This window comes from Lentzea sp. NPDC020367 (genome assembly GCF_044387305.1).
In the GTDB taxonomy this organism is placed as follows: Bacteria; Actinomycetota; Actinomycetes; order Mycobacteriales; family Pseudonocardiaceae; genus Lentzea.
Genome location: NZ_JBIRVV010000019.1, coordinates 39,174 through 61,034, shown reverse-complemented (window position 1 = coordinate 61,034; position 21,861 = coordinate 39,174). Strand labels below are relative to the sequence as shown.

Sequence of the window (21,861 nt, the reverse complement as noted above, 5' to 3'; positions counted from 1 at the left end):
TCACCTCCCCGCCCGTGCCCACGGCGTGAGCAGCCGTCCGATCAGCAACAGCAGGGCGTCCGCGAGCACCGCCAGCACGACCGTCCCGATGAGACCCGCGAGGACCTTCTCGGTGTGGTCGGTCTGGTAGCCCTCGGTGAAGAGCTGGCCGTAGCCGCCCAGTCCGACGAGGGCGCCGACGCTCACCATGCTGATGTTCGACATGGTCGCGACCCGCAGGCCCGCGATCGTGACCGGCAACGCCAGCGGGAAGTCGACGGTGAGGAAACGGCGCAGCGGCCGGAACCCCATCGCGTTCGCCGCGGCGACGACGTTGCCCGGCACCGCGGACAGCGCGTCCGCGACCGACCTGATCATCAGCGCGAGCGTGTAGACCGCCAGCGGCACGATGACGTTGATCTCGTCGAGGATCTTCACGCCGAGCAGCACCGGCGTGATCACGATCAGCGCGATGGACGGGATCGTGAACAGGATGTTGGCGAACGGGAAGAGGATCGCGCGCGCCGTCTGCGACCGACTCGCCCACCACCCGAGCGGGATGGCGAGCACGAAACCGATCAGCACCGGCACGACGGAGAGCCGCAGGTGCACCTCGGTGACTTCCCAGAACCTTTCCCAGTTCTCGAAAATCCAGGTCACTTCGGGACCTCACCCGCCGCGCGGGCCTTCGCGAGGGCCTTGATGACGTCGTCGGCCTTGACCACACCGGTGACCGCGCCGGCGTCGTCGACGACCACACCGAGCGCCGACGGCGAGCTGAGCGCCGCGTCGAGCGCGCCGCGCAACGTCGAGCCGTCGTACAGCGAACCACCGGAGATCAGGTCCTTCTCGGCGACCTCGACCTCACCGTCCACACCGGACAGCCAGCCCTTGGGCCGGTTCCCCTCGTCGACGACGAGCGTCCAGTCGCTGACCGTGATCCGCTCGCCGAGCTTGGCCGTGGTGACGGCGTGCACGGGCACGTCCGCGTGCAGGAACGTGAGCGTGCGGTAGCCGCGGTCACGTCCGACGAACGAGGCCACGAAGTCGTTGGCGGGCGCGGCCAGCAGCTCGGTGGGCCGCGCGTACTGCGCGAGGTGCCCGCCCGTCTGGAACACCGCGACGCGCTCGCCGAGCTTCAACGCCTCGTCGATGTCGTGCGTGACGAACACGATCGTCTTGTCGAGTTCCGCTTGCAGACGAAGGAGTTCGTTCTGCAGGTCCTCGCGCACAACTGGGTCGACAGCGCTGAACGGCTCGTCCATCAGCAACACCGGCGGATCCGCGGCGAGCGCGCGGGCGACACCCACGCGTTGCTGCTGGCCACCGGAGAGCTGGGCCGGGTAGCGCTTGCCGAAGTTCGCGTCGAGCCCGACGATCTCGAGCAGCTCGGCCGCACGCGTGCGCGCCTTGCGTTTGTCCCAACCGGACAGAAGAGGGACGGTCGCGATGTTGTCGAGCACGGTCCGATGCGGGAACAACCCCGCCTGCTGGATGACGTAGCCGATGCCACGCCGCAGCGTGGGCGGATCCACGGTGAGGACGTCCTTGCCGTCCACCAGGATCGTGCCCGACGTCGGGTCGATCATGCGGTTGACCATGCGCAGCGACGTCGTCTTGCCACAGCCGGAAGGACCGACGAACACCGTGATGGTGCCCGCCTCGACCGTGAGGTCGAGCTCGTCGACAGCGATGGTCCCGTCCTCGAACCGCTTGGTTACGGCCCGGAACTCGATCACCCTTCGGATCCCTCCGGTCGTGACGACCACCCCGATTGGGCCGCCCTGGATGTAGATCCCAAAGACCTTAACTCGTTCGGCGTACCCCGGCACAGCGTTCCACGATGTGACAGGCCGTATGGTTTAGCGCTTGTGACGATCGATCAGGTTCGACAGTTGGTGGCGGAGCGCGGCGTGCACGCCCGCAAGCTCCGCGAAGTGTTGTCCCTGCTCAGCGAGGACTGGCACCCGCTGGCTGAACTCGTGCGCCTGCCCGCGGTTCCCCGCCGCACCGTTCAGGACCTGCTCAAGGCCCTGGGCGACGACGCGGAATCTTCAGACGATCGTTACCGCATCGCACCCGGTCTGGTGGCCTCGTACCGCTCGGAGTTCGGTGTTTCCGGTGTCCGCGACCACACCGACGTGCTGCGCCAGATCCTCGTGGACATTGCGGACGTGCCGTCGCCTTTGTCCTCGTTGGACCATGTGCAGGCGACGGCCGAGACGGCGCTGAACCGCGCGGTGTGGCTGAACTCCACCTACGACCTGACGGGCAAACGCCTGCTGTGTCTGGGCGACCACGACCTGACCTCACTCGCCGTCGCCGCCGTCAATCCGAACGTGTCGATCACGGTCGTGGACCTCGACGAGCGCCTGCTGGAGTTCATCGACTCACGGGCCCTCGCCCGCGGGCACGACATCCGGACGTTGCACTGCGACATGCGTTTCGGCCTGCCCGCGGCCGCGCTGGAATCCTTCGACCTGGTGTTCAGCGACCCGCCCTACACGCCGGAGGGCATGGGCCTGTTCGCCGGCCGCGGCATCGAGGCGTTGGCGGACATCGCGTCCGGCCGCCTGCTGCTGGCCTACGGCTTCTCCGACCGGACACCTGCTCTGGGCCTGAAGGTCCAGCAGGAACTGCAGAAGCTCGGCCTGGTCTTCGAGGCCATCCTGCCCGCGTTCCACCGCTTCGACGGCGCGCAGGCCATCGGGTCCGCCGCCGACTTGTACGTGTGCCGCCCCACCGGTCGCCGCGCGGTGTCCGGTGGCACGCGGATCTACACGCACGGCGCGCAGTCCGTGGAGTCGTCAGGGCCTTCGTCCGAAGCGCTGGCCGCTCTGTCGGAACTGGCTCCGCGCCCGGAGTCCTCGCCGCCGCCGAAGCCCCGTTCCGCGGGGTGGGCCGAGCCCGTCGGGAAGGGCGCGGCGTCGCTGGCCGTCGACCTGTCGGCGGATCCGGGGCCGTGGCTGCTGCGCACGTTGCTGGCCTCGTCGCCCGCGCGGCTGGCCTGCCTGGTGCCGAACAATCACCCGGCGGTGTCCTCGGAGGCCGGGCAGAAGGAACTGCAGTCGATCGTGCGGACGCGGTTCTCGTTGAAATTCCTGCGCAACAACCCAGATGCCAAGACGACGATCGTCGTTGCCGATCAGGTGCTGACCGGCACGCTGTCCGCCGGCGACCGGGTGGTGCGCGAGGTATTGATGAAGGCGCACGGGAAGCTGCGCAACGTGTGGCGGGAGGCGTTGATCGGCGGGTCCTCCGGGTTGCTGACGAAGAACCAGGCTCGGGAGATCGTCGAGAGCGCCGGGGTGGTGGAGGAGGATCTGGAGCTGCGGCTGATCGACCTGCCCAAGCACCGGATCGCCGCGGTGCTGGCGGCGGTGGAGGACAGCGCGAAGTACCTGGAGCCGCCCGCCTGACGTCAGATCGTGCCGAGATCGACGGGGAACTTGAACATCGCGGAGTCGAAGGAAGCCGGCTGGGCGAAGGCAGCCTTGTCGAAGTCGGCCCTGCCCTCGAACGAGGTGGCCGCGAAGCTGGCCGGCCCGTGGAAAGCCGCGCCGTTGAAGAAGCAGGCACCAGCGAACAAGGCGTCGCCGAACTCGGTGCTCTTGTCGAATCTCGCCCGGGCGAACCAGGCGCCGCTGCTCCACTGGGTCTTGAAAAAGTCGACGTGGTCCTGGAAACGCGCGTAGTCGAGTTCGGCCAGCTCGCGGAATCCGGTTCTCTCGAAGCTGGCCTCCCGGAGGAACACGGCGGCGGTGAAATCGACCTCGCCGGTGAACTCGGCACGCGCGAAGGTCGTCTCGCCGCGGAATTCGGTCTTCTCGAACGTCGCCGTGCCGACGAACGTGGCGCTGGTGAAATCGGCCTTCCCGAGCCTGCACCCGCTCAGGTCGAAGTCGATCAGCCTGGCTCTGCTCAAGTTGAACTCGTGGATCTCGCTCCACCAAGCGAGGCTTCTCGGCACGCCGGTCACAGGGTCGAGATCCGGCCGAGCCCTTTTGGCCAGCATCCGCTGGGCGGCCAGCCGGACCTCGCGTTCCTCTGCTTCGGCATCCGGCTTCACGTCGTCCGACGAGTGCGGCATGCGCAGGTACGCGCACACCAGATCGATCACCATCTGCCGATGCCGGGGATTGTCGTCAGCAAGCCGGTCCAACCCGAACAACCCCGCCAACCGGACGGGTGCCTTGTCCGAATCCAACTGGTCCGCCGCTTTCGCGTAGAGCTCGGTGACCCGCCGCTCCGCCGCGTCCAAATCCCGCCCGTGCAACTCCTCGCGCCGCAATTCCAGCTCAAGCTCCTGCGTCCGCTGCCGCCGAGCCGCCAGGTACAACGCGAACAACCCACCACCACCCACGGCGATGGCCGAAGCGACCTTCACCGCCTCGAGGTGCGCAGTGGCCCGCTTGTCCAGATCGGCAAAGCGCAGCGAGTCGATCCACACCCACAACACGACCAGAGCGGCCGCCGACACCAGCAGAACCGCCACCGCCACAACCGGAACGGTCCAGCGCGGCAACGGCGAACGGCTATCCGGCACGGGGAATGTGCAAAGGACCGAGGGCCAGCACCGCGCGGAACTCCTTGGGCGGCACCGGACGCGAGAACAGCCACCCCTGGTAGGCGTCCACCCCGACCCCGCGCAGCACGTGGAACTGGGTAGCGGTCTCCACGCCCTCCGCGACGCACTTGCGCCCCATCGCCCTGGCCATGTCGACGACGGCACGGGCGACGGCGAAGTCCGAGGAGTCGTTGCCCACGCCGGAAACGAAGCGCCGGTCCACCTTGATGATCTGCGCGGGCAGGTCCTTCAGCCGGGCCAGTGACGAGTAGCCGGTGCCGAAGTCGTCCACGGCGAACTGCACGCCGCGCTTCACCAGTTCGTCCATCGACTGGCGGACTCGGGAGGGCAGGTCGACGAACGCCGTCTCGACCAGTTCGAGCACCACGCGTTCCCACGGGACGCCGGACTCCATGATCGCGGTCGACACGATGTCGACGAACTCGGGATCGCCCGGCACCAGGCCCGCGAGGTTCACGGCCACCGACACCGGACGGCCGTCGGGTGCGGGCCAGGTCGCGGCCTCCTTCAACGCCGTCCGCAGCACCCAGCGGTCGAGTTCGCGCATCAGGTCGCCCTGTTCGGCGACCGGCAGGAACACGTCCGGCGGGAGCATGCCGCGGTCGGGGTGCGGCCAGCGCACCAGGGCCTCGGCGGTCAGGACGGCGCCGTCGACGCCGACGACGGGCTGGTAGTGCAGCACGAGGCCGTCGTGCTGCAACGCGTCGCGCAGCTGGCCCTCGAGGTGCACCTGGCGGTCGGCGGACGCGATCAGCGCGGCCGAGGCCAGCGAGACACGTCCGGCTCCGGCGCGCTTCGCCTCGAACATCGCGGCGTCGGCGAACCGCAGCAGGTCGGCACCGTTGGCGCGCGAGCCGTTCGGGACGGCGGCGCCGATCGAGGCCGAGACGCGGACGAGTTGGCCGTGCACCGGAACGGCCGTGCGCAGCAGCGAGGCGACGCGGGTGGCCAGGGCGTCGACGCCGCCGACCGAGTCGATGTCCTCGCAGATGATCACGTACTCGTCGCCGGACAGGCGGGCGGCGGTGCAGCCGTCGGGCAGGCCGCCTTCGAGCCGTCGTGCGAGAGCGACCAGCAGCTCGTCGCCGGCGTCGTGGCCGAGGGAGTCGTTGACGCGCTTGAAGTTGTCGATGTCGCAGAAGAACACGGCGACCTTCGAACGGCCGGGGCCCTCCAGCAGCTTGCCGAGGATCTCCTTCACCAGCGCGCGGTTCGGGAGGCCGGTCAGCTCGTCGTGGGTCGCCTGGTGGCGCAACGCCTCGGCGGCGCGGCGGCGTTCGGTGATGTCCAGGAACACGATCAGCCAGAAGCGGCGGCCGTCGTCCTGCACGGACAGAGCGATGTGGAGCTCGCAGTAGACCTTCTCGCCGTCCGGGCGGACGAGGATGCGCTGCGGGATCTTCTGCGTGCGTTCGGCGGCCCACTGCAGGCCCGGCGAGGTGTCCTCGGGGTGGGTGAGCTGCTCGGCGGTCATGCCACGCAGCTGTTCCAGCTCCATGCCGAGCAGGTCGCACAACGCGTCGTTGGCGTCGACCAGCCGCTCGCCCTCGTCGAACAGGCCGATGCCGACCGGCGTCACGGACACGAGGTCGGTGAAGCGCTGCGAGGAACGCTTCATGCGTGCCTCGGCGGCACGCTGCTCGGTGACGTCCTGGGCGGTGCCGACGGCCAGCTGCTTGCCGCGCGCGTCGTGGACGATCATGCCGTGGCAGCGGAAGATGCGCGGCGAGCCGTCCGGGCGCACCACGCGGTGCTCGAACTGCGACGCGACCTCGTCCACCACCAGCTGACGGCACAGGTCGTCGACCCAGCCGCGGTCCTCGGGGTGTACGAGGTCCAGGTACGCCTGGTAGCTGCCGGGAAGTTCCGCGGGCAGGCCGAAGAGCTCGCGCAGCATGTCCGACCAGACGACCTCGCCGGTGCTCGGGTTCCACTCCCACATGCCGAGGCGCGCGGCCTGCTGCGCGTCCGCCAGCCGTCTGCGGTCCTCGCGCATCTGACGTTCCAGGGCACGCGCTTCGGTGACGTCCTGGATGGTGCCGTGGTAGCGCTCGATGCGGCCGGACGGCGCGATCTCCGCGCGGGCCCGGCACATGTAGACGCGCTCGCCGACCTCGCTGCGGACCTCCACCTCGACCGGCGCGTTGTCCTGGGTGTGCAGCAGCTGGTGCCGCAACGCCTTGACGGCCTCGCGGTCGTCCGGGTGCACGCCGCTGAGCAGGTCCTCGTCCGGCGTCATGCCGAGCTCGGCGAACATCTCCATCAGCACTTCGCTGCGGTGCACGGCGCGTGTGCCGGTCTCGTACGCCCAGCTGCCGATGCGGGCGATGCGCTGCGCCTCCAGCAGCCGCGCCCGTTCCTGCGCGAGCTCGGTGGCCGCGCGCTTGGACTCGGTCATGTCGCGGATGTAGCCGGTGATCTTGTCCAGGCTGCCGGCGTCGTCCAGTCTCGCCTCGGCGACGCCGCGGATCCACCGCAGCTGGCCGTCCGGGCGGACGATCCGGTACTCGATGTCGATCGGGTCGCCGGTGATCTCGCGACCGTGCCAGTACGTCTCGACCATGTGGTAGTCGTCCGGGTGGACGACGTCCAGTACGGCCTGCGCACCGGGCACGACGGCGCCGCGTTCGAGGCCGAGGAGTTCGTAGTGCGTGTCCGACCAGACGGTCAGGCCGGTCCCGGGGTCGAACTCCCAGGAGCCGAGCTCCGCGACCCGCTGCACCTTGCGCAGCCGGCGTTGTTCGTCGCGCAGTTCGTCCGCGGCGGCGGCGAGGTCGGAGACGTCGATCAGCAGGACGGCCTGCAGGCCCGTTCCCGGAACGGCGTGGCGGGCGACGCGCACCGGCAGTTCGGTGCCGTCCACGCGCAACAGCCGCAGGTCGGAGGTGTTGCCGAGGAGCAGCTCACCGAGCGGGTGCCCGACGAGGTCGTCGGCTCCCTGCGCGGCCGCGAGCTCCACGGCGGCGGGGTTCGCCTGCATGACGACACCCTTGGCGTCCACGAGCAACGACGGCGCGTCGGGCAGGGTCAGCCCGTCCAGCGTCATCGGAGGTTTCCCGGACGTCGGGACAGCCGTCCGTGCACGGCCGTTCACCACCGTCGCGCGTCCCACCCACTTGGGCACCGGCCCACCCTCTCCCGCATCCACCGCCCGCGGCAATTCGGGTGGGCACGACAACGGCACCCGAACGGCGGCAAACACGAACCCTCTCCCCGAGTGAACACCCGAGGAGAGGGACGGTAGCGCTTCAGAGCGTCATCGCCCACCCCTGCACGGGTTAACGAAAAGCCACGGTCGTGGTTCCGGTACCCGTGAAGATGCAAATGAGTGGCGAATACAAGTGCCGGATCAGGCGACTCCGTCGGCCTTCGCCGCGAGGGCCACAGCCGCCGCGACCTCGGGTCCGACGCGCGGGTCCAATGCCGAGGGAACAATTCGGTCTGGGCCCAAATCATCCTTCGCGACGGCGAGAATGGCATCCGCGGCCGCGAGTTTCATGCCTTCCGTGATCCGTCGCGCACCCGAGTCGAGAGCCCCGCGGAAAATGCCGGGGAACGCGAGCACGTTGTTGATCTGGTTCGGGAAGTCGCTGCGGCCGGTCGCCACGATCGCGGCGTGGCGGGCGGCGACCTCCGGGTGCACCTCGGGGTCCGGGTTCGACAGCGCGAAGACGATCGAGTCGCTCGCCATGCTCGCGATGAGGTCCTCGGACACCTTGGAGGACGAGACGCCGATGAAGACGTCCGCGCCGCGCAGCGCCACGTCGATGCCGCCGTCGAGGTTGTTCTTGTTCGTGACGGCCGCGATCTGTTCCTTGACCGGGTTGAGCCCGGCCCTGCCCGTGCGGACGATGCCGCGCGAGTCCAGCAGCGTGATGTCGCCGGCGCCGGCGGCGATGAGGATCTTGGCGATCGCGATGCCCGCGGCGCCCGCACCGGAGATGACCACCCGCTGGTCGCCGATGTTCTTGCTGAGCACCGTGTTCGCGCCGTTGAGGGCGGCGAGCGACACGACCGCCGTGCCGTGCTGGTCGTCGTGCATGACCGGGCAGTCGAGCGCCTCGATCAGCTTCTGCTCCAGCTCGAAGCAGCGCGGCGCGGAGACGTCCTCCAGGTTGACCGCGCCGAACGACGGGCGCAGCCGGACGAGCGTCTCGACGATCTCGTCCACGTCCGTCGTGTTGAGCACGAGCGGGATGGAGTCGAGGCCGCCGAACGTCTTGAACAGCGCGGACTTGCCCTCCATGACGGGCAGCGACGCGCTCGGGCCGATGTCACCGAGACCGAGCACCGCGGTGCCGTCGCTGACGACGACGACCAGGCGGTGCGCCCACGTGTACTTCGCGGCGAGGCTCGCGTCCTCCGCGATGGCCTTGCTCACTCGTGCGACACCAGGGGTGTACGCGATCGACAGCGCCTTCGGGTCAGCGAGCGAGGCGGTCGCGCCGACCTCGAGCTTCCCGCCCAGGTGCGCGGTGAAGATCTCCTCGTCCGTCAACTGCGTCGGATCGGAGTTCTCGGTACGGGCTTCGTTCACTGCTGTCACGGCGTCCCTCCTGCGGTGCGGGCGGCGTATTGGCCCCAACTGGGCTCATCACCAAACGGCGCACCGGCCCAGCGTTGTCACGCCGGGTACACGGGGCCTGGAAACTCGGTCAACGACCTCCGACGAGTTGCGTCGGAGAAGTGCCCGAGTGTTGCGGGTGACGGGAAGTGTGGCAGGGTCCCGCGTCGCTGTCTGCGGCGGGGATCACACTTTTTCCGCAGGTCAGAGGGCATGTAGCAAGACGTCCGTCCGGTTTTCTGCACCGACCGGTCAGTTTCTGCAGGCAGGAAGCACCCGATCGGTCAAGAAAGATTGACGCCTTAGAGTGACGGCATGCAGGCGAGTTCGCTGAAAATTGACGGCGCGTTCGAGTTCACCCCTCGGACATTTCCCGACGACCGCGGCGTGTTCGTCTCGCCGTACCAGGAGGCCGCCTTCACCGAGGCGGTCGGCCACCCCCTCCGGGTCGCCCAGACCAACCACAGCGTCTCCCGCGCGGGGACGATCCGCGGCATCCACTACGCGGACGTCCCGCCGTCCCAGGCGAAGTACGTCTTCTGCCCGCGCGGCTCGTTCATCGACGTGATCGTGGACATCCGCGTCGGCTCCCCCACGTTCGGGCAGTGGGACGCCGTGCTGGTGAACGCCGAGAAGTGCAACGCGGTCTACCTGGCGGAGGGCCTCGGCCACGCCATGATCGCGCTGGAAGACGACACGACGATGAACTACCTCTGCTCCACCGTCTACAACCCGTCCGGCGAACACGGCCTGACGCCGCTCGACCCCGCTCTCGACCTCCCGTGGCCGCGCGAGCTCGAGTTCCGGTTGTCGGAGAAGGACACCTCGGCCCCCACCCTCGCCGAGGCCTACGAGGCCGGCGTGCTGCCGCGCTACGACGACTGCCTGGCCCTGTACGCGTCGCTCAAAGCCTGAAAGCAGGCCTCGGCCATAGTCGAGCTTTGACGACTCCGAGCACCTCCGCAGGTCCGAGGTGCTCGGAGTCCGTGCTCGCGTACGGGTTGTCGCCCACCACGTGCCACCCGCCGTCCACTTCGTGAGAGACGCGCTTCACCGACAACTGCCCGGGCCGACTCGCCCACGTGACGAGCACGACCTGCCCGGGCTTGGGCCTCACACCCCACCTGACCAGCACGATGTCCTCGTCCCTGAGGGCGGGCACCATCGACGGACCCCGCACGAGCACGGTGGAAAGACGCGGTCTCAACGATCACCCTTCGATCAGCCGGAGTAGGGTTCTCCCCGTCGGAGCATCCACTGTTTTTCATTCTGGGAGGAACGATGCGACTCGTGTCGCGCATTCTCCGCCCACGCGTTGAGGCGACCGCGCACTGCGATCTCCCCTGCGGCGTGTACGACCCGGCCCAGGCCCGGATCGAGGCCGAGTCGGTCAAGGCGGTCCAGGAGAAGTACCAGGCGAACGAGGACCCGGAGTTCCGGGAGCGCGCCATCCTGATCAAGGAGCAGCGCAGCGAGCTCGTCAAGCACCACCTGTGGGTGCTGTGGACGGACTACTTCAAGCCGCCTCACTTCGAGAAGTACCCCGAGCTGCACGACCTGTTCAACCGCGCCACCAAGGCCGCGGGCGCGGGCGGCACGAAGGCGTCCATGGACCCGGCCTCGGGTCAGGCGCTTCTCGACCTGATCGCGCAGATCGACAAGATCTTCTGGGAGACCAAGCAGGGCTGAGCCCAAAGCCTTGCAGAACGACGCTGACCCGCGAGATCGCTTTCGCAGGTCAGCGTCGTTCGTCGTCTCCGGGGGTCGTTCAACGGCCCCCAGACGGCCCACGTTCGTCCTCTGTGGACCTACAGCCGATTCCGGCCCTACGCGCTCGGGCTAGCCCTCCAGCTTCCCGATCTGGAGCGTCCCCGCCTCCGCGTCGGTCACCACGACCCGTACGTTCTTGAGCTTCTGGTTGTGCACGACCGAGCACCCGAACGCGTTGCCCGACCTGATCGCCACGTGCTCAGGGCAGCTCATCTGGCTGCTCGACCCCGGTAGCTCACCCCGTTCGCCCAGCACCCGCTGCACCCGACTGGCGAGCTCAGCGCTGTTGAACGTCATCTCCTGCTGCGCCACGACCGGCAGCCCCGAGGACGACAGGACCTTCGCCGTCAGCACGACGGCACAAATGGCGACCACCACGGCAGACGCGGCCACCGCGAACTGTGCGCTCCGACTCATCACGGCCATTTCATAGCCGATCAGGTCCGGGGGCGGAGGGCGATCGGACGAACACCGCGAAGGTCAGGCCGGGACGACGTCGGTCGACCGGGAGAGGTCCTGCCACGCCTCCAGGTCCGCGCCGACGGCCGCGAGCTTGGTGCGGATGTCGGCCAGCGTGGAGGTGCCGAGCGGGAGCCGCGCCGGCATCTCGGCCAGGTCGGCAAGGGTCAGCAGAGCCGCCGCGGCCTTCACCGGGTCTCCCTCCTGCAGGCCGTGGTTCTCGCCGGCCCACACCCTGGAGGCGCCGCCGGTGGTGGCGTAGTCGTCGATGACCCGTTCCACCTGTCCCAGGGACGACGAGGCGAGGAAGTCGGTGCGCAGCGGGCCCGGCTGCACCGAGGTGACCTGGATGCCGAGAGGGGCCAGTTCGAGGCGCAGTGCCTCGGTGATGCCTTCCAGTGCGAACTTCGTCGCGCTGTAGACGCCCCAGCCCGCCCACGCGACCACGCCGCCGGTCGAGCTGATGTTGAGGATGCGGCCGCGGTGTGCGGCGCGCATGGCCGGGACCACGGCCCTGATGACGGTCAGCAGGCCGAAGACGTTGATGTCGAAGACCGCTCGGGCCTCGGCGTCGCTGGTCTCCTCGACCGCGCCGACGAGACCACGGCCGGCGTTGTTGACCAGGACGTCGATGCCGCCGAACCGGGCGATGGCGGCTTGCACGGCCGCGTCGGCCTGGTCCTGGGCGGTGACGTCCAGGGGCAGGGCGAGCAGGTTCCCGGAGTGGCCGGGCAGCGCACGCTCGATCGCTTTCGGGTCGCGAGCGGTCGCCACCACCGAGTCGCCCCGCGTCAGCGCGGCCTTCACGATCTCCAGACCCAGGCCGCGCGACGCACCGGTGACGAACCAGACAGACACGATGTTCTCCTTGCGAGGACGTTGTTGACGCTTTCCATTACGTCCCAGCAGAACGCCGATTCGAAGGGGAAAACTGGTACCCCTCGTCGTGGCTCTGGCAGTACCACCCAGGAACTGCCGGACCTCCCGCAAGACGGCCATAATCGAGGGCATGACCAGCGGTGACGAACTGCGCGACTTCCTCACCTCGCGCCGTGCTGCGCTGTCCCCCGAGGAGGTGGGACTGCCCGCCGCCACCACGCCCCGCCGGGTCAAGGGGCTGCGCCGCGCGGAGGTCGCGATCCTCGCCGGGGTCAGCGTCGACTACTACGTCAAGCTCGAACAAGGCCGCGCTCGCAACGTGTCCGAGCAGGTGGCCGAGGCGGTCGCGCGGGCGCTGCGGCTCGACGACGTCGAGAGCCGCTACTTCTCCTCGCTGCTCCAGCCGGAAGCGGCGCGCCCGGCCACGACGCCCAGGGCCAGGCCCGCGCTGCAGTCCATGATCCGCGCCATCGACGTGCCCGCCGTCATCCTCGGGCCGTACCTGGAGGTGCTCGGCATCAACCACGCCGGCAAGGCGCTGCTGGACGACTTCGAGGCCATGCCTGCCGCGGACCGCACCCTGGCCAAGTGGATGTTCCTGAGCCCGCGCGCTCGCGTCGTGTACCGCGACTGGGCCGAGGTCGCCGCCGACATCGTCGCCCTGCTGCGCGCCTCGGTCATCCCCGGCCGCGACAACGAGGCCCTGTCGCGGATCGTCGGCGACCTGAGCACTCGTTCGGAGGAGTTCGCGAGCATGTGGGCGGACTACCGGCTTTCCGAACACCAGCACGGCGTCAAGCGCTTCTTCCACGAGACCGTCGGCGACCTGCGGCTCAACTGGCAGACGCTGCGCCTGCCGGACGCCGGGGGCCAGACCGTCGTCATCTACAGCGCCGACACCGGCTCGCCGTCGGAGGAGAAGCTCCGCCTGCTGAACAGCTGGACGGCGGAGAACGCGGGTGGCCGCCGCAGCGACCACCCGCGTGCGGTCACGCCCCCTCCGTGACCTTGCCCGTCACCTCGAAGTCGGTGCCGGTCGGCGAGATCCCCTCGAACTTCAGCCGGACCTGCTCCTCACCCTCGGTCTCGGTGTCGGCGATGGTCGGCACCTCGAACTCGAACGTGGTCGCGCCCGTCTGGATGAAGGCGTAGACCCCGAGCTGCGTCGACGACAGCGGTCGCGAGGGCAGCGCTTCCTCGCCCGAGTTCTGGAGCAGCCACTCGGCGTTGACGTCCGTTGTGGACAGTTCGGTGCCGGAGGCCGGTGCGACCGGTGTGCCGAAGAGCGCGGCCGGCGAGTCGACGGCCTCGGACAGGGTCAGCCTCCACTTCAGGACGCCGCCCTCCACGACGCTGCCGGCCACGGGGGTGACCGTCACCTTGGGCGCGGGGTCGTCGTTGCGGACCAGCAGTCCACCGGTCGCGGAGCCGACGACCGCGTTGGAGATCGCCAGAACCGACACCGGGTAGCGGACGTCGCCGCTCCACCTGGTGTTGCCGGTGTAGGTCACCGGCACCTCGGTGCGGCTCTCGCCCGGCTTCAGCGTCACGAGCTTGGTCGTGGGCTGTTTGGTCGCCGGGCCGGTGTAGAAGAGCCGGATCACGCGGGTACCGTTGCCGGTCGCCGTGACGACGATGTTGTGCGTCTGCGTGCCGGAGTCGCCCTCGTCGACCGCCGTGACCGCGGCGTCGACCCGGGCCAGTCGCGTCGGAACCACGGGGACGAGGCCCTTGTCCCAGCCGTAGGCGTCGATCAGCCACGCCTCGCCGGACGCGGACTCGGGAACCAGTTCCAGCGAAGCGATGCGGCCGACGCCCTTGGGCAGCGGCACGCGGACTTCCTGAGCCCACAACGAACTCGTGCGGTCCGAGCCGGGCAGACCGGTCACCGAGACGGCACCCAAAGAGTTCTTCTGTCCATTGTGGTCGGTCACCGAGACACCGAAGCGGGAGGCCGCGGCGTTCGGCGGAACGGCCAGGCGCAACGCCAGGTCGCTCGAACCGTGCAGCGACACCGGCGCGGAAGGCGTGACGACGCCGGCCTGACCTGCGGCCGACCACTTGAACGCGACCGAAAGGCGTTCGGGCTGCGCCACCGCGCCGCGGAAACCGACGAAGTGCGGCGAACGCGAAGTGCTGCACCCGACCGCGGCGTCACGGGACGTCTGCTGGCAGACGCGGGCACTGCCGGACACGCCGGTAGAAGCGTCCGGCACGACGAGCGACTTGCGGTCCGCGCCGATCGCGTGCGAGAGAACGCGGGCCGGGTCGGCGGACGGGGCGCGGACGCCGGAGCCGTCGAGCAGCGGCAGCACGGACTGGTCGCGGCCGAGGAACAGCCGCGTGGACGCCGCGACGTAGGTGGCGCCCATGGTCTGCTGCTGGTCGGCGGTCAGGCGGGTGGCGGTGCCGGGCGTGCACAGCGGGTCCGGCTGCTGGCCGGGCCAGAAGTCGTCGGACGCCGGTGCCTCGGCCTGGCCGGGGGTCCACTCGCTGTTGAAGTAGTTGTGGTTCGCGCCGATCATGTACAGGGCGCTGTGCACGGCGTCGCCACGGCTCAGGCCGCGCGTCTGGTCCACGAACATCTGGCCCTGCAGGTCGGACACGTCACCGTCGCAACCGGGCAGGAACGTCACCGAGGGCACGTCCGGCGCCGGGTTGTGGCCGAAGATCGTGGGGCCGATCAGCACGTCACCGCGGATGTTCCAGCGCACCGGGCCGGAGAAACCCGTGTCGCCGGGCGGCGGGGTGAGGCTGTCGGTGGCGGCGCGGTTGACGCCCTCACCACCGCGCGAGTGGCCCACCAGCAGCACCTTCGACATGTCGGCTGCCGGCGCGGACTTCACGGCGGCAGGTGCGGAACCGCGGCCGGAGGAGGCCCAGTCCGCCCACTTCGCCAGGTGGTGGCGCACCAGCGACGAACGGCCCTGCGCACCCGCGTCAGCGGTCATCGCGTCCTGGGCGTTGATGCCGTTGGCGGAGATCGACACCGTCAGATATCCCTGCGACGCCAGCAACTGCTGCGCCTTCAGGTAGCCCTTGTGGCTCGGCACGGCCGTCAACCCGCTGGGGCACGGCCAGTTCATCGCGATCCGGTTCGGATCCGACTTGCTGTAGCAGGTGTAGTGCCTGCCGTGCAGGAAGAGCACGAGCGGCCGCTTGCCGGGTGCGCCCTTGGGCGCGACGACGACGCCCTCCATCTCGATCGGCGCCGCGTACTCGGGCAACTTGATCGAGTCGAGCGCGTACTCAGCGGAGCTGGTGGCGTACGGCCCCGGCGTGCCCGGATCCACGGCGGCCTCGGGCTGCAACGCCGGCAGCTCGGGCACGGACAGACCGGCCGCCGGAGGCTCCGGCACGTCCAGCCGCTTCCCGGCCGACCGCACCTGGAGCGCGGCGGGGTCCTTCAGAGCGGCCTTCAACGTGTAGGTCCGCAGGTCGGCCGACTCCTGGGCACGCCCGACGAACCGGTCGCCCTCCCAGAACTCGACACCCGCGTCGAGCAACGGCATCGACGTGGCGGTGGTCCACCGGATCTCGTCACCGGAGACGGTCAGGCCAGGTGAAGAAGGTGGTTCGGGCGCGGCCGACGCGGGCAGCGCCGGTAGTACCGCGGCCAGCAGAACAGGTAGAAAAAGCGCGATTGCAGAACGCATGAGTGGGTCCCCCTCAAAGGACGATCCACTCCGTTCTAGCCACGCCGCACAGCACAGGGCTCGTGATTCCGCCCGGAATCCGCCAATCAAAACGACAACCAGACGGGAGTATTACGCCATTCAGCCCAAAGCCGGGTGTTTTACCTCATCCGACAATGCGTTCGCATTTCGAGGACAGCCGAAACGTCACCGGTCCCTGGCGTCGTTGTCGCGCTCGTTCTGACTCAGCTTGTTCCACGTCGAGGTCAGTTCCGCCCGGATGCGTGCGACGCGAACCCCGAAGGCCTCGCGGATCTTCCGGGCGTCGACCTCGTCGGGGGCGCCGTGGTCGTGATGCTCGCCGCTCATGGCGGTCGGGGTACCTCGACGGTGTACTACTCCAAACGTGCTCCCCGTCACTCCTTAGGATCAACCAGGTGAGCACCCACCTCTACCTGCTGCGTCACGGCCAGACCGAGTGGTCCGAGAGCGGCAGGCACACGGGACGCACTGACATCGAGCTGACGCCTGAGGGCGAGCAGCAGGCACGCCGCGCGGGCGCCACGCTCGCCCGGCTGAGGGGCACGGACCAGGCACCAGCGCTGGTGCTGACCAGTCCGCGGCAGCGCGCCACCAGAACGGCCGCGCTGGCCGGGCTGGAGGTCAACGCGACGACCGAGAACCTCGCCGAGTGGAACTACGGCGACTACGAGGGCATCACCACGCCGCAGATCCGCGAGCGCGTGCCCGGCTGGACGGTCTGGTCGCACCCCATGCCGGGCGGCGAATCGCACGCGGAGGTGCAGGAACGGGCCCGCAAGGTGCTCGGCGAGGTGCGCAAGATCCTGCCCGGCGGTGACGTGGTGCTGGTCGGCCACGGGCACTTCAGCCGGGTGCTGATCGCAGCGTGGCTGGGCCTCGCGCCCGACCAGGGCGTCCACTTCGGACTGGACCCGGCCGGCATCTGCCAGCTGGGCGACGAGCGGGGCGACCCGCAGGTGCGCAGGCTCAACGTGCCTGCCTGGGAGGTGTGATGATCCGGCGGGTGGAACCGCGTGACGTCGACGCGGCCGTGGGGCTGGTGCACGAGCTGGCGCTGTACGAGAAGGCGCCGGAGCAGTGCCACCTCACGTCGGAACAGCTGCACACCGCGCTGTTCGGCGAGAACCCCGCGCTGTTCGGTCACGTGGCCGAAGTGGACGGTCGGGTCGTCGGGATCGCGTTGTGGTTCCTCAACTTCTCGACGTGGGACGGCGTCCACGGCATCTACCTCGAAGACCTCTACGTCACGCCGGACCAGCGCGGCAACGGGTTGGGCAAGCAACTCCTGGAAGCGCTTGCCAGGGAGTGCGTCGCCAAGGGGTACACCCGTCTGCAGTGGTGGGTGCTCAACTGGAACGAGCCGAGCATCGGCTTCTACAAGTCGTTGGGCGCCATCCCGATGGACGAGTGGACGACCATGCGCGTCGCGGACGAGGCCCTGGTCAAACTCGGCTCGTCACTCTGAAGGTTGACGGAAGGTCTCGAAACGCTCACGAAACGGGGATTCCACTGAGGACGGGTGCGCTGTGCTGGCAGCGTCCCCGCTCGCCGATCCCCCGGCACAAAGTAAGCGTGGAAAGAAGGAAAGACCGTGGGTACTGACCCGACTACGATCGACCCCGCCGTCTCGACCGGCATCGGTGTCTTCGGAACGATCATCTACCTGGCGTTCGCCGTCTTCGGCGTCGTCGTCTTCTGGAAGACCTTCACCAAGGCTGGTCAGCCGGGCTGGGCCGCGATCATCCCGATCTACAACATCTACGTCCTGCTGAAGGTCGCGGGCCGTCCGGGCTGGTGGCTGATCCTGCTGCTGATCCCGATCGTCAACATCGTCATCCTGGCGATCGTCTCGATCGACGTCGCGAAGTCCTTCGGCAAGGACACCGTCTTCGGTGTCGTCGGCCTGTGGCTGTTCAGCATCATCGGCTACGCGATCCTCGCGTTCGGTGGCGCGCAGTACCGCGGCCCGGCCGCGCTGGCGACCCCGCAGGGCGCATACAAGGGCTGAGCAAGACCACGAAGGCCGGCCCGCGAAGTCACCCTGGACTTCGCGGGCCGGCCTTCAGCTCATCCGGCGGTACTGGGCACCGTGACGAGCTCGACGTCGTCCGCTCCGGCTGCCAGCACCACCGTCACGACGACGTCCCCGTGCTCGACCACGAGCGCCTGACGGTCGCCGATCTCCAGCGCCACGCAGTCGACGGACACGCCGTCGACCCGCAGCGCGGCCGGACGCGCCACAGCGGCGCGCACCAGGGCGCGGACCTCGTCCGCCACTCGCCGGTGGTCCTCGGCCGAACGCACGTCGGCCGCGTTCGCGAGAAAGTACGAAAAGGCGCTGCGCAACAAGCTGACCGGATCACGATCGACCATCCGCGACTCCACCGGACGATGAGTGCGCACGAGCGCCACTCGCCCCATTCCGGACCCGGCCTGATCCAGATAATCGGCGTCCAGCGTCCACGGCTTTCCGTCTACGCCGCCGGTGCCGAACATGCAGACCGAACCCACCTCAGGACGCGCCAGCACGAGAACGGGGCGGCCGAACTCGGCGAAGACCTGAGGCAGGCCCGGAAAGTGGAACGACCTTCCGGGCTCCGCGTACTCCATGAAACCCAAGCTACCGGCGCGCACAAGCGCTGCTCACGCGGAAATCCACCCCTGTACTTCACGTCCGGCCTTCACTACGATTCCTCGTGAAAACGTTTTCAGAACGTTTCACACGCCGAGCAGCCGCCGCCCTCGACACAAGAGGAAGGACCTCTCAACGATGAAGCGTCGACTGACCGGCGCGTTCGTCGCACTAGCGGTGGTCGTGGCACCGGTGGGCGTGGCGAAAGCGGCGAGCTTCAACGTCAAGGACTACGGCGCGAAGGGCGACGGCAAGGCGATCGACTCGGTCGCCATCGACAAGGCCATCACGGCGGCCAGCGCGGCCGGCAACGGCACCGTCGAAATTCCGCCGGGCACGTACCTCTCGCGCTCGATCCACCTCAAGAGCAACGTCACGATCAACATCCAGCAGGGCGCGCGCATCGTGGCGTCCGGCAGCGGCATCGACGCGCCGGAGTCCAACCCCAACTCCCAGTACCAGGACTTCGGGCACAGCCACTTCCGCAACGCCCTGCTGTGGGGCGAGAACGTCGAGAACGTCAGCTTCACCGGCAAGGGCGTCATCGACGGCGCCAACAAGCTGGAGACCGGCGAGAACATCCCCGCCGGCAAGGGCGACAAGATGCTGTCGCTCAAGTTCTGCAAGAACGTCACCATCACCGACGTGACCTTCCGCGAGGCCGGTCACTTCGCGATCATCACCAACGGCTGCAACGGGATGAAGCTCGACCGCGTCACCGTCGACACCCCGGACGACCGCGACGGCATCAACTTCATCAACAGCTCCAACGTCGAGCTGTCGAACTCCACCGTCATCTCCAGCGACGACGCCGTGGCGTTCAAGAGCGACTACGCCACCGGCAAGACGTTCCTGAGCGAGAACAACGTCGTCCGCGACTCCACCATCCAGTCGACGGAGAACAACGCGATCCAGTTCGGCTCGGAGACCTGCGGCAGCTTCAAGAACATCCAGTTCCGCAACCTCAAGGTCACCGGCGCCTCGAAGGCGGGCCTCGGCATCGTGTCCATGGACGGCGCGGTCATCGAAGACGTCCTCTACGACAACATCCAGCTCTCCAAAACCGCCTCACCGATCTACCTGCACGTCGGCAAGCGCGGCCGCTGCCCGAACAGCCCGCCCACCGGCAAGATCCGCAACATCACCTACCGCAACATCACCGGCACGAACCTGACCGCGCCGCGCGACATCCCCGGCGACCCCGAGTACGCGTCGACCGTCTCCGGCCGGTCCGACTCGAAGATCACCGGGCTGACGTTCGACAACGTGAAGCTGACGGTTCCGGGCAACCACAAGGAGTCCGACGCCTCGAAGAGCCCGCCCGAGGTGTCCGGCGAGTACCCGCCGCGGATCTTCGGCGTGCGGCCGGCGTTCGGGTTCTGGCTCCGCAACGCGACCGACGTGAAGTTCCTGAACAGCACCGTCGAGTTCGAGAAGAACGACGGGCGCCCGGCCATCACCACCGACAGCGTCCAGAACATCTCGCTGAACGGCGTGCAGGTGGAGCGCAGCACCGGCGCGAACGACCTGCAGTGGCGCAAGAGCAGCGGAACGTCGGTCACCGACAGCACGACCACGAACGGTCAGGCGCTGCGAGCGAAGAACGGCTAGACCATCCCCACTGCGCCGTACGTCGACGCGTCGGCGGCGGCCGAGGTACCGGGAAGCTCGCCGTCCGCGCGCCAGTGGGCGGCGAGCACCAGGCCGGGTTCCAGCAGCTTCAGGCCGCAGAGGAACTCCTCCACGTCCTGTTTGGACCGCGGCACCAGTGTGGAGTCCATGTGGTCCGCGAGGTCGACCAGCCGGCCGACCAACTGCGGCTCCACGTCCTTCGTGAGGTGCGTCAGAGCGAGGATGCTGCCCTCGGCCAGCGCGGCCCGGTAGCGCGCGACGACACCGGCGGGCTCGTCGAGGACGTACGGGAGGATGCCGACCATCAGCACGGCGGTCGGCTGGGTGAAGTCGATGAGACGGCGTGTCTCCGGGTGGCGCAGCACGGCGCCCACGTCGGAGATGTCGGACTGCACGATGGCGGCGCTGAGGTTGTCGCGCAGCATGGTGCGGGCGTGGGCCACGGTCACCGGGTCGTGGTCGACGTAGACGACGTTGCACGACGGGTCGAGGGACTGGGCGACCTCGTGGACGTTGCCGGCGGTCGGGATACCGCTGCCCAGGTCGAGGAACTGGCGGATGCCGTACTCCTCGACGCACAGGCGCACCACGCGACGGGAGAAGGACCTGATCGTGCGCGCGATCTCGGCGACGGGGAACTGCTTGATGCTCTCCTCGGCCAACGTGCGGTCAACCGCGAAGTTGTGCGCTCCGCCGAGGTAGTAGTCGAACAGGCGGGCCATGTTCGGGCGTTCGGAATCGCCGTTTGTCGTCACCCGCTGCGGGCCGTCCTGCACTGCGCACCTCACCATGCTCCCGAGCGGCGCGAACGCTGGAGGCACGGTAGCTGGCTACTCCGTTCGTGTCCATCCACCATTAGTGAACACGCAGGGTGATGGCCCCCGGCCGGAGCCGAGGGCCATCGCAGGGTTACCGCTGGTCAAGCTGTGTGTCAGACGCCCGCGTTCTGGGTGATCCAGGAGCGATAGGTGGCGATGCGGGTGTAGTTGGACCGCGTCGCGCGGTCCGACGTGGACGCGACGCCGACCTGACGACCGGCCGCGAACATCGGGCCGCCCGAGTCACCGCCCGCGGCGATGCCGTTGACCTTCGAGACGGCGATCGCACGGCCGCCGCGGTAGTCGGAACCGTTGGGGTTCGTGACCCGCGTGTCCGCGACCTTCAGGTAGCGCGACTGGCAGTTGATCTCCGGCTGGTTGGTGCAGGTGGCACCCCAGCCGTAGAGCTGCACGGTCTGGCCGGTGGCCACGCCGTCGCTGCTGGAGGCCAGCGGCGAGAACGGTGCCGACATCGACGTGCTGACGCGCACGAGCGCCAGGTCGGCCGACGGGTGCTTGATGATCTGGTTACCGGTGACGACCTGGCCGCCGGAGGTCTGGTCCAGACTGCCCGCGCGGAACGTGTACGTGCCGCTGCCTGCGACGCAGTGCTCAGCGGTCAGGATCCACTGAGGTGCGATCTTCGTGGCGGAGCAGTTCTCGCGTCCGTTGAAGAACAGGCGAGCGGCGTACGGGAAGTTCGACGCGTAGCCGCCGCCGATGATCATCGGCGACATGTCCGGGTTCTCCGGAGCAGCCGTGGCGGTGGCAGGGGCGAGGGAGAGAGCCGCCAGGACGGCGCCCGCGATCGCAGTAGTGAAACGCATGGTTGGTCACCTCGTGAGTGCAGGGAGTGGTTAAGC

The 21,861-nt window shown here is 68.6% G+C and carries 21 protein-coding genes; 8 read left to right on the top strand and 13 right to left on the bottom strand.

The annotated features are described in order from the left end of the window. Entirely contained in the window at nucleotides 1–639 is a 639-nt protein-coding gene (locus ACH413_RS42555; protein WP_360047258.1) for an ABC transporter permease, read from the bottom strand. After that, entirely contained in the window at nucleotides 636–1,718 is a 1,083-nt protein-coding gene (locus ACH413_RS42550; protein WP_360047257.1) for an ABC transporter ATP-binding protein, read from the bottom strand. The genes ACH413_RS42555 and ACH413_RS42550 overlap by 4 nt, the downstream gene beginning before the upstream one ends. Before the next feature lie 132 nt (nucleotides 1,719–1,850). Here ACH413_RS42550 and ACH413_RS42545 point away from each other — a divergent pair, with 132 nt between their 5' ends. Next, nucleotides 1,851–3,398: a bis-aminopropyl spermidine synthase family protein gene (locus ACH413_RS42545; RefSeq protein ID WP_360047256.1), complete on the top strand. Its 1,548-nt coding sequence runs from the start codon at nucleotides 1,851–1,853 to the stop codon at nucleotides 3,396–3,398. Between the two features lie 2 nt (nucleotides 3,399–3,400). Here the strand turns inward: ACH413_RS42545 and ACH413_RS42540 are convergent, their stop codons facing one another. The 3 genes from ACH413_RS42540 to ACH413_RS42530 all read right to left on the bottom strand — a co-directional run bounded on the left by ACH413_RS42540 (nucleotide 3,401) and on the right by ACH413_RS42530 (nucleotide 9,113). Continuing rightward, a complete protein-coding gene (locus tag ACH413_RS42540; protein ID WP_360047255.1) occupies nucleotides 3,401–4,480 on the bottom strand; it encodes a pentapeptide repeat-containing protein in 1,080 nt (359 codons plus the stop codon). Between the two features lie 34 nt (nucleotides 4,481–4,514). Next, nucleotides 4,515–7,691 carry an EAL domain-containing protein gene (locus ACH413_RS42535; protein ID WP_360047254.1) on the bottom strand — a complete coding sequence of 1,059 codons (3,177 nt, stop codon included), beginning with the start codon at nucleotides 7,689–7,691 and terminating at the stop codon, nucleotides 4,515–4,517. Nucleotides 7,692–7,916: 225 nt separating this feature from the next. Continuing rightward, nucleotides 7,917–9,113, bottom strand: coding sequence for an NADP-dependent malic enzyme (locus tag ACH413_RS42530; RefSeq protein WP_396425864.1), 1,197 nt, complete (start codon nucleotides 9,111–9,113; stop codon nucleotides 7,917–7,919). Nucleotides 9,114–9,446: 333 nt separating this feature from the next. On the opposite strand from ACH413_RS42530, the gene ACH413_RS42525 reads away from it, so the two are divergent. Further along, the gene (locus ACH413_RS42525) at nucleotides 9,447–10,046 is read left to right on the top strand and encodes a dTDP-4-dehydrorhamnose 3,5-epimerase (protein ID WP_360047253.1); all 600 of its coding nucleotides are present in this window, start codon (nucleotides 9,447–9,449) and stop codon (nucleotides 10,044–10,046) included. Here the strand turns inward: ACH413_RS42525 and ACH413_RS42520 are convergent. Beyond that, nucleotides 10,036–10,338, bottom strand: coding sequence for a S24 family peptidase (locus tag ACH413_RS42520; protein ID WP_360047252.1), 303 nt, complete (start codon nucleotides 10,336–10,338; stop codon nucleotides 10,036–10,038). The two genes, ACH413_RS42525 and ACH413_RS42520, sit on opposite strands and share 11 nt — an antisense overlap. A 74-nt stretch (nucleotides 10,339–10,412) precedes the next feature. Between ACH413_RS42520 and sodN the strand changes: the two genes are divergently transcribed. After that, the gene (gene sodN, locus ACH413_RS42515; RefSeq protein WP_093592081.1) at nucleotides 10,413–10,820 is read left to right on the top strand and encodes a superoxide dismutase, Ni; all 408 of its coding nucleotides are present in this window, start codon (nucleotides 10,413–10,415) and stop codon (nucleotides 10,818–10,820) included. A gap of 150 nt (nucleotides 10,821–10,970) precedes the next feature. On the opposite strand, the gene ACH413_RS42510 is transcribed toward sodN, so the two are convergent. Both ACH413_RS42510 and ACH413_RS42505 read right to left on the bottom strand, forming a co-directional pair. Continuing rightward, nucleotides 10,971–11,318: a DUF4333 domain-containing protein gene (locus tag ACH413_RS42510; RefSeq protein WP_360047251.1), complete on the bottom strand. Its 348-nt coding sequence runs from the start codon at nucleotides 11,316–11,318 to the stop codon at nucleotides 10,971–10,973. 63 nt (nucleotides 11,319–11,381) lie between these two features. After that, a complete protein-coding gene (locus ACH413_RS42505; RefSeq protein ID WP_360047250.1) occupies nucleotides 11,382–12,218 on the bottom strand; it encodes an oxidoreductase in 837 nt (278 codons plus the stop codon). 151 nt (nucleotides 12,219–12,369) lie between these two features. Between ACH413_RS42505 and ACH413_RS42500 the strand changes: the two genes are divergently transcribed. Further along, a complete protein-coding gene (locus ACH413_RS42500; RefSeq protein ID WP_360047249.1) occupies nucleotides 12,370–13,245 on the top strand; it encodes a helix-turn-helix transcriptional regulator in 876 nt (291 codons plus the stop codon). Here ACH413_RS42500 and ACH413_RS42495 read toward each other — a convergent pair. Next, nucleotides 13,229–15,895: a hypothetical protein gene (locus ACH413_RS42495; protein WP_360047248.1), complete on the bottom strand. Its 2,667-nt coding sequence runs from the start codon at nucleotides 15,893–15,895 to the stop codon at nucleotides 13,229–13,231. The two genes, ACH413_RS42500 and ACH413_RS42495, sit on opposite strands and share 17 nt — an antisense overlap. 186 nt (nucleotides 15,896–16,081) lie before the next feature. Beyond that, a complete protein-coding gene (locus ACH413_RS42490; protein ID WP_360047247.1) occupies nucleotides 16,082–16,243 on the bottom strand; it encodes a hypothetical protein in 162 nt (53 codons plus the stop codon). A 68-nt stretch (nucleotides 16,244–16,311) separates the two neighbouring features. Between ACH413_RS42490 and ACH413_RS42485 the strand changes: the two genes are divergently transcribed. The 3 genes from ACH413_RS42485 to ACH413_RS42475 all read left to right on the top strand — a co-directional run bounded on the left by ACH413_RS42485 (nucleotide 16,312) and on the right by ACH413_RS42475 (nucleotide 17,924). Then, nucleotides 16,312–16,908, top strand: coding sequence for a histidine phosphatase family protein (locus tag ACH413_RS42485; protein ID WP_360047246.1), 597 nt, complete (start codon nucleotides 16,312–16,314; stop codon nucleotides 16,906–16,908). Continuing rightward, nucleotides 16,908–17,381, top strand: coding sequence for a GNAT family N-acetyltransferase (locus ACH413_RS42480; protein WP_360047245.1), 474 nt, complete (start codon nucleotides 16,908–16,910; stop codon nucleotides 17,379–17,381). Before ACH413_RS42485 ends, ACH413_RS42480 begins: the two co-directional genes overlap by 1 nt. Before the next feature lie 126 nt (nucleotides 17,382–17,507). Continuing rightward, nucleotides 17,508–17,924, top strand: coding sequence for a DUF5684 domain-containing protein (locus ACH413_RS42475; protein WP_360047244.1), 417 nt, complete (start codon nucleotides 17,508–17,510; stop codon nucleotides 17,922–17,924). 59 nt (nucleotides 17,925–17,983) lie between these two features. Here the strand turns inward: ACH413_RS42475 and ACH413_RS42470 are convergent, their stop codons facing one another. Then, on the bottom strand, nucleotides 17,984–18,526 hold the full coding sequence (locus ACH413_RS42470; RefSeq protein WP_360047243.1) for a hypothetical protein: 543 nt from the start codon (nucleotides 18,524–18,526) through the stop codon (nucleotides 17,984–17,986). 160 nt (nucleotides 18,527–18,686) lie between these two features. Between ACH413_RS42470 and ACH413_RS42465 the strand changes: the two genes are divergently transcribed. Then, nucleotides 18,687–20,159, top strand: coding sequence for a glycosyl hydrolase family 28 protein (locus ACH413_RS42465; protein ID WP_360047242.1), 1,473 nt, complete (start codon nucleotides 18,687–18,689; stop codon nucleotides 20,157–20,159). Here the strand turns inward: ACH413_RS42465 and ACH413_RS42460 are convergent. Beyond that, nucleotides 20,156–20,968 carry an SAM-dependent methyltransferase gene (locus ACH413_RS42460; RefSeq protein ID WP_396425858.1) on the bottom strand — a complete coding sequence of 271 codons (813 nt, stop codon included), beginning with the start codon at nucleotides 20,966–20,968 and terminating at the stop codon, nucleotides 20,156–20,158. The genes ACH413_RS42465 and ACH413_RS42460 overlap by 4 nt on opposite strands. A gap of 143 nt (nucleotides 20,969–21,111) precedes the next feature. Beyond that, entirely contained in the window at nucleotides 21,112–21,825 is a 714-nt protein-coding gene (locus ACH413_RS42455) for a trypsin-like serine protease (protein ID WP_360047240.1), read from the bottom strand. Nucleotides 21,826–21,861: the final 36 nt, after the last annotated feature.

Excerpts from the sequence above, each read along its gene's own strand:
- ACH413_RS42525 (WP_360047253.1), top strand. The coding sequence starts at position 9,447 with ATGCAGGCGAGTTCGCTGAAAATTGACGGCGCGTTCGAGTTCACCCCT.
- sodN (WP_093592081.1), top strand. The coding sequence starts at position 10,413 with ATGCGACTCGTGTCGCGCATTCTCCGCCCACGCGTTGAGGCGACCGCG.
- ACH413_RS42510 (WP_360047251.1), bottom strand. The coding sequence starts at position 11,318 with ATGAGTCGGAGCGCACAGTTCGCGGTGGCCGCGTCTGCCGTGGTGGTC.
- ACH413_RS42500 (WP_360047249.1), top strand. The coding sequence starts at position 12,370 with ATGACCAGCGGTGACGAACTGCGCGACTTCCTCACCTCGCGCCGTGCT.
- ACH413_RS42495 (WP_360047248.1), bottom strand. The coding sequence starts at position 15,895 with ATGCGTTCTGCAATCGCGCTTTTTCTACCTGTTCTGCTGGCCGCGGTA.
- ACH413_RS42490 (WP_360047247.1), bottom strand. The coding sequence starts at position 16,243 with ATGAGCGGCGAGCATCACGACCACGGCGCCCCCGACGAGGTCGACGCC.
- ACH413_RS42480 (WP_360047245.1), top strand. The coding sequence starts at position 16,908 with ATGATCCGGCGGGTGGAACCGCGTGACGTCGACGCGGCCGTGGGGCTG.
- ACH413_RS42470 (WP_360047243.1), bottom strand. The coding sequence starts at position 18,526 with ATGGAGTACGCGGAGCCCGGAAGGTCGTTCCACTTTCCGGGCCTGCCT.
- ACH413_RS42465 (WP_360047242.1), top strand. The coding sequence starts at position 18,687 with ATGAAGCGTCGACTGACCGGCGCGTTCGTCGCACTAGCGGTGGTCGTG.
- ACH413_RS42455 (WP_360047240.1), bottom strand. The coding sequence starts at position 21,825 with ATGCGTTTCACTACTGCGATCGCGGGCGCCGTCCTGGCGGCTCTCTCC.